The following is a 5817-nucleotide window of genomic DNA, read 5'->3' as shown; positions in this document are numbered from 1 at the left end:
TGAACGTCGCCGGGTCGGCATCCAACTCCTCGCCGATAATCTGCGCCATGGCGGTGTGCGTGCCTTGGCCGCCTTCCATGAAGGGGCTGAGCAGGCGCACGCTGCCGTCCGGGCGGATCTCCAGGAACGCCGGCACCTGGGTGCCGCGTTCGGCGCCGGCGCCGGTGGCGGCCTGCACCCGGGATGTGCCCAGCGGCAGGCCAAAGCCGATCACCAGTGCACCGACGGCGGTACTCGCCAGGAAGCGCCGACGCGACAGGTTGATCGGTGCATCGAGGGACACGCCCGGAATCAGGTCAGGTGTGTTCATCAAGCGGTCTCCTTCCCGGCGGCCAGGTCATCCATGGCGGCATGGATGGCGTTGTAGGTGCCGCAGCGGCACAGGTTGACCATCGCCGCGTCGATCTGCGCCTTCGAGGGCGCCGGGGTGTGCTTGAGCAGCGCGGTGGCCGCCATCACCTGCCCGGACTGGCAATAACCACATTGCGCCACCTGGCGCTCGACCCAGGCCGCGACCACGCGTTTGCCCACCTCATCGGCCTCGATGGCCTCGATGGTGGTGATCTCGCGACCGACCACACCGGCCACCGGCGTGACGCACGAGCGCACCACGTTGCCGTCCACCAGCACCGAACACGCGCCGCACTGGGCCAGGCCGCAGCCGTACTTGGTGCCGGTCAGGCCCAGGTCGTCGCGGATCACCCACAGCAATGGCGTGTCGGCGTCGGCATCGACCTCATAGGCCTGTTGGTTAATACGTAATTGCATGGCGGCTTACCTGCTGATCATCGGTGGGTGGTGCATAAGTTCTTATAGGAGTGGTGCGACCGTACGTCGCCCATCGTCGAACTCTAGACCACCGCGCAAGGGCTATCTATGCAATAGCTTGCAAGTTCAGAGGATCAGGCAAGTATTCAACAGGATTGGGTCAATGCTCGGGAAGGTTCTCGCCCACCGCCTGGCGGATACCCTCGAGCAGCATGGTGAACGCCGGGTTGTCGTTGTGCTCGCGCCAGATCAGGTGCAGTTCGCTCTGTGCGCCTTCGCCCAGGTCGATATCGCGGAACACCACGTTCTTGAACACCACACTGCTGGCGCAACGCGGCACCAGGGCCAGGCCCATGCCGGCGTTGACCAGCGCGAGGATGGTCAGCGACGAGCCCAGCCATTGCACGTACTGCGGCGCGACGCGGGCCGAGCGCAGCAGGCCGGTAAGCAACTCATTGAACGGCGGATAGGCGGAATGGGCGTACATCAGGAACGGTTGCGCATCCAGGTCGTGCACGCTGACCGTCTCTGCCTGGGCCAGTCGATGACTGCTCGGCACCGCCAGCACAAATGGCTCGCGCACCAGGCATTCGGTGGCGTAGCCGGGCTCCAGCAGCGGCGCGCGGACAATGCCCAGGTCGATGCGCCGGGCGCGCAAGGCTTCGTACTGCTGGTAGGTGTTCATTTCGGACAGGTCGATCTTGACGTGGGGCTGCTTGAGCCGCGCCTCGGCGATCACCTTGGGCAAAAACTCGTACACCGCACTGCCGACGAAGCTGATGTTGACCGTACCGATATCGCCCTCGGCAAAGCGCCGCGCAGTGACCGCCGCTTGCTGGGCGCGCTCCAGCAGGTACTGCGCCTCGATGAAAAACGCCCGGCCGGCGGCGGTCAGCGCGACGCTGCGGGTGGTTCGGACAAACAGGTCCACGCCCAGATGATGCTCGAGCAACTGAATCTGCCGGCTCAGCGGCGGCTGAGTCATGTTCAGGCGTTCGGCGGCGCGGCGAAAGTTCAGCTCGGTGGCCACGGTGGTGAAGCAGCGCAGTTGCGTCAGTTCGAACATTGATCTAATTCCGGTATCAATCCAATGCCAGGTTAGATTAGACGGGAACAATACCGGGCGTCCATCATCGAGCTGTCCCCAAAAAAAATAATGAAAGGGAGTTGCCCGTGGATACCCTCCAGAATGCGCCAGACCCGAGCGTGCTTGCGAGCGCCGCCGCCAAGGTCAAGCGCCATGTGCTGCCGTTGTTCGTGGTGATGTTCATCGTCAACTACATCGACCGCGTCAATATCGGCTTCGTGCGCAGCCATCTGGAAACCGACTTGGGCATTGGTGCGGCGGCCTATGGCTTGGGCGCAGGGCTGTTCTTCATCGGTTATGCGATCTTCGAAGTACCGTCCAACCTGTTGTTGCAACGCTACGGCGCGCGGGCCTGGTTGACGCGCATCATGTTCACCTGGGGCGCGGCCGCGATGGGCATGGCGTTCGTGCAGGGCGAAACCAGCTTCTACGTGTTGCGCTTTATCCTGGGCGCCGCCGAAGCCGGGTTCTTTCCCGGCATCATCTATTACTTCACCCAGTGGCTGCCGGCCAGCGAGCGCGGCAAGGCCATGGCGATTTTCCTCAGTGGGTCGGCGATTGCCTCGGTGATTTCCGGGCCGGTGTCGGGCGCGTTGCTCAATGTCAGCGGGTTGAGCCTGCATGGCTGGCAATGGATGTTCCTGATCGAAGGCTTCGCCTCCATCGTGCTCTGCGGCTTCGTGTGGTTCTGGTTGCAGTCCCACCCGCACCAGGCCAAGTGGCTCAGCGCTGCGCAAAAACACGCGCTGGTCAGTGCCATTGCACTCGAGCAACAGGCGCGCGAGGCGAGCCGGGGCGTGCGGCCGTCGATGTTCAAACTGCTCGCCGATACGCAGATCGCACTGTTCTGCTTTATCTACTTTTCCATCGCCCTGACCATTTACGGCGCCACGTTCTGGCTGCCGAGCATGATCAAGAAAATGGGCGACCTGGGTGACTTCCAGGTGGGCCTGTTCAATTCCATTCCCTGGTTGATTTCCATCGTCGCCATGTACGGCTTCGCCTCGCTGGCCAGCAAGTGGAAGCACCAGCAGGCGTGGGTGTCACTGATGCTGGTGATCGCCGCGTTCGGCATGTTCATGTCCACCATCGGCGGGCCGGTGTTTGCGTTCGTCGCCATCTGTTTTGCCGCCATCGGCTTCAAGGCCGCTTCGGCGCTGTTCTGGCCGATCCCCCAGGGGTACCTGGACGCGCGGGTCGCGGCGGCGGTGATTGCCTTGATCAATTCGGTCGGCAACCTGGGCGGTTTCGTGGCGCCCACCACGTTCGGTTTGCTGGAGCAGACCACGGGGTCCATCGAGGGCGGCCTCTACGGGCTGGCGGCCACTTCACTGGCGGCGGCGGTGTTGGTGTTTTTTGCCCGCACCGCACCGCGCAGCGGTACGCCACCCACTTCATCCACGGCACATCACACAGTGCGTCCAGGTCCACAGGGAGCCGTCTCTTGAAAATTGTCCGCGTCACCGTCACCCCGATTGCCTTTCGCGACCCGCCGCTGCTCAACGCCAGTGGCATCCATGAGCCTTTTGCGCTGCGCTCGATCATCGAGATTGAAAGCGACACCGGTTACATCGGCCTCGGCGAAAGCTATGGTGATGCGCCAGCGCTGGCGATCCAGCAACAGGTTCAGCCACAGCTGATCGGGCTGGACCCGTTCAACCTCAATGGCCTGCGCACTATCGTCCAGGCCACCGTGGCGGCGTATAGACCGCAGAGCATTGCCGGGGCGGAGCTGGCGCCGGGCTCCCATGCCAGCAAAGCCGTAAGCAATGCCTATTCGGCGTTCGAAGTGGCGTTTCTCGACCTGCAGGCGCACGCGCTGAATGTGCCGCTGGTGGACCTGCTCGGCGGTGCGATTCGCGACCGGATTCCGTTCAGCGCCTACCTGTTTTTCAAATACGCCGAACATATCGATTCGCCCTACAAACCCGACAGTTGGGGGGAGGCCCTGACTGAAGCGCAGATCGTCGCCCAGGCCCGGCGCATGCTTGAAACCTACGGCTTCAAAAGCATCAAGCTCAAGGCCGGTGCGCTGGAGCCGGAGCATGAGGTGCGCTGTATCAAGGCGCTTAAACAGGCGTTTCCGGGCGTGCCGCTGCGCATCGACCCGAACGGCAACTGGTCGTTGCACACCTCGATTCGCATGGCCGAACTGCTGGGCGACGACCTGCAATATTACGAAGACCCGACCCCCGGCCTGGACGGCATGGCCGAGCTGCACGCACGTACCGGCTTGCCCCTGGCGACCAATATGGTGGTGACCGACTTCGACGAGTTTCGCCGCAGCGTTGCGTTGAACAGCGTGCAGATCGTGCTCGCCGACCACCATTACTGGGGCGGCCTGCGTGACACCCAAGTGCTGGCGAAGATGTGCCACACCTTTGGCCTGGGCGTGTCGATGCACTCCAACTCACACCTGGGCATCAGCCTGATGGCCATGGCCCATGTAGCGGCCGCGGTGCCCAACCTCGACTATGCCTGTGACACGCACTACCCGTGGCAGGAGCCGGACGAGGAGGTGATCAAGGGCGGCAAGCTGCCTATCGTCGACGGCTGCGTGAGCATCACCCGCGCGCCGGGGCTGGGCTTGGAACTTGACCACGATCAGTTGGGCAAGCTGCATGACCAATACCTCAGTTGCGGTATCCGTCAGCGTGATGACGTGAAACAAATGCAGCGCTATCAACCGGACTGGAAAACGCTCAAGCCGCGTTTCTGAAGCAGGTCGCTTGCTTTGCCCGGTGACGCATCCGCGTGTGTCGCCGGGCTTTTTTTTGCCTCAGCCCGCGAATCGAAACCCGCCGGCCAACTGCGCCTTTAAAAAGCCCACCAACGCACTCACTGACTTCGGCACATGGGGCGAGTACGGCCGAATCAGGTAGATCTCATCGGCAAACGCGCCCTTGAGCGTCCAACCCTTCAAGACCTGCACCAGCTTGCCCTCGGCCAGCGCCGCATGGGCGCTGAAGTCCGGCAGCAGGGCGATGCCCAGGTGGTTGAGCGCCGCGTCGCGCAGGGCTTCGCTGTTGTTGGTGGCGAAGCTGCCGGCGATGGGGATGGTCAAGCGTTCGATGTGTTGGCTGCCGCGTTCGAAGGTCCAGGCCGGCTGGTCGGTGCCGCGTGGGTAGAACAAACAGTTGTGCGCCGACAGCTCGCTCGGCGTGCCGGGTTCGCCATGGCGCTGCAGGTAGTCGCGGGTCGCGACCAGCACCGAGGCGGTGTCGCAGAGCTTCCAGGCCACATGGGTCTCGGGAATCTGGAAACCATGGCGCACGGCCAGGTCGTAGCCTTCGGCGGCCAGTGAACTCAGGGCGTCGGACACGTCCAGCTGGATGCGCACCTGCGGGTATTGCTGCAAGAATTGCGGCAGGTGCGGCACCAGCTGTTGCCGGGCGAACGCCACGGGCGCGGTCAGCCGCACCAGGCCACGGACTTCCCCGGCCTGGTCGCGCACCGAAGAAAAGCTGCGGGCGATGTGTTCATAGGCGCTGCGCACTTCGCGGGTCAACGACAGCCCCGCGTCGGTCAGCCGTACGCTGCGCGTGGTGCGCGTGACCAGGCGGGTGCCGGTGGCCTTTTCCAGGTCGGAAATACGCTGGCTCACCGCCGACTTGCTCACGCCCAGGCGCGCGGCGGCGGCGGTGTAGGTGCCTTGTTCTTCCAGCACCGACAGCCAGTGGATATGGGTCCACAGCCCTTCGATCTCGGCTTTTTCCATGGGGGTATTGTTCGCCAGTGTGCACAATAAGTTCAGGATTATGCTCTGGTTCGGAACAAAGCGAAAGCCTAAGGTGGGTGCCAACGCCAACTACCTGGAGCGCCTGCCATGCCCACTACCCTTGAGCACTACATCAACGACCAGCGCGTGAGCCGCGATGATCGCTATCAGGACGTCTACAACCCGGCCACCGGCGAAGTCACCGCGCGCGTGGCCCTGGCCAGCCGCCAGACCGTGGCCGAAG

The 5817-nt window shown here is 63.4% G+C and carries 6 protein-coding genes; 2 read left to right on the top strand and 4 right to left on the bottom strand.

Annotation, left to right across the window (positions count from 1 at the left end):
- The 3 genes from BFP90_RS00890 to BFP90_RS00880 form a co-directional block, all read right to left on the bottom strand.
- Positions 1-310 (bottom strand): molybdopterin cofactor-binding domain-containing protein (locus tag BFP90_RS00890; protein ID WP_141688887.1); only part of this gene is annotated, 310 nt, incomplete at its 3' end.
- Positions 310-768 carry a (2Fe-2S)-binding protein gene (locus tag BFP90_RS00885; RefSeq protein WP_065895741.1) on the bottom strand — a complete coding sequence of 153 codons (459 nt, stop codon included), beginning with the start codon at positions 766-768 and terminating at the stop codon, positions 310-312. The genes BFP90_RS00885 and BFP90_RS00890, both read right to left, overlap by 1 nt.
- Before the next feature lie 160 nt (positions 769-928).
- Positions 929-1834: a LysR family transcriptional regulator gene (locus BFP90_RS00880; RefSeq protein ID WP_065895740.1), complete on the bottom strand. Its 906-nt coding sequence runs from the start codon at positions 1832-1834 to the stop codon at positions 929-931.
- Between the two features lie 107 nt (positions 1835-1941).
- On the opposite strand from BFP90_RS00880, the gene BFP90_RS00875 reads away from it, so the two are divergent.
- Together BFP90_RS00875 and BFP90_RS00870 are read left to right on the top strand one after the other, a co-directional pair.
- Positions 1942-3303: an MFS transporter gene (locus BFP90_RS00875; RefSeq protein WP_065895612.1), complete on the top strand. Its 1362-nt coding sequence runs from the start codon at positions 1942-1944 to the stop codon at positions 3301-3303.
- Positions 3300-4574 carry a glucarate dehydratase family protein gene (locus BFP90_RS00870; RefSeq protein ID WP_065895608.1) on the top strand — a complete coding sequence of 425 codons (1275 nt, stop codon included), beginning with the start codon at positions 3300-3302 and terminating at the stop codon, positions 4572-4574. Before BFP90_RS00875 ends, BFP90_RS00870 begins: the two co-directional genes overlap by 4 nt.
- A 60-nt stretch (positions 4575-4634) precedes the next feature.
- Here BFP90_RS00870 and BFP90_RS00865 read toward each other — a convergent pair whose 3' ends face one another.
- Positions 4635-5573 carry a LysR family transcriptional regulator gene (locus BFP90_RS00865; RefSeq protein WP_065895739.1) on the bottom strand — a complete coding sequence of 313 codons (939 nt, stop codon included), beginning with the start codon at positions 5571-5573 and terminating at the stop codon, positions 4635-4637.
- Between the last annotated feature and the right edge of the window lie 244 nt (positions 5574-5817).

Source organism: Pseudomonas sp. 24 E 13 (genome assembly GCF_900004715.1).
Classification (GTDB): Bacteria; Pseudomonadota; Gammaproteobacteria; order Pseudomonadales; family Pseudomonadaceae; genus Aquipseudomonas; species Aquipseudomonas orientalis_A.
This window is presented reverse-complemented; position numbering and strand designations above follow the sequence as displayed.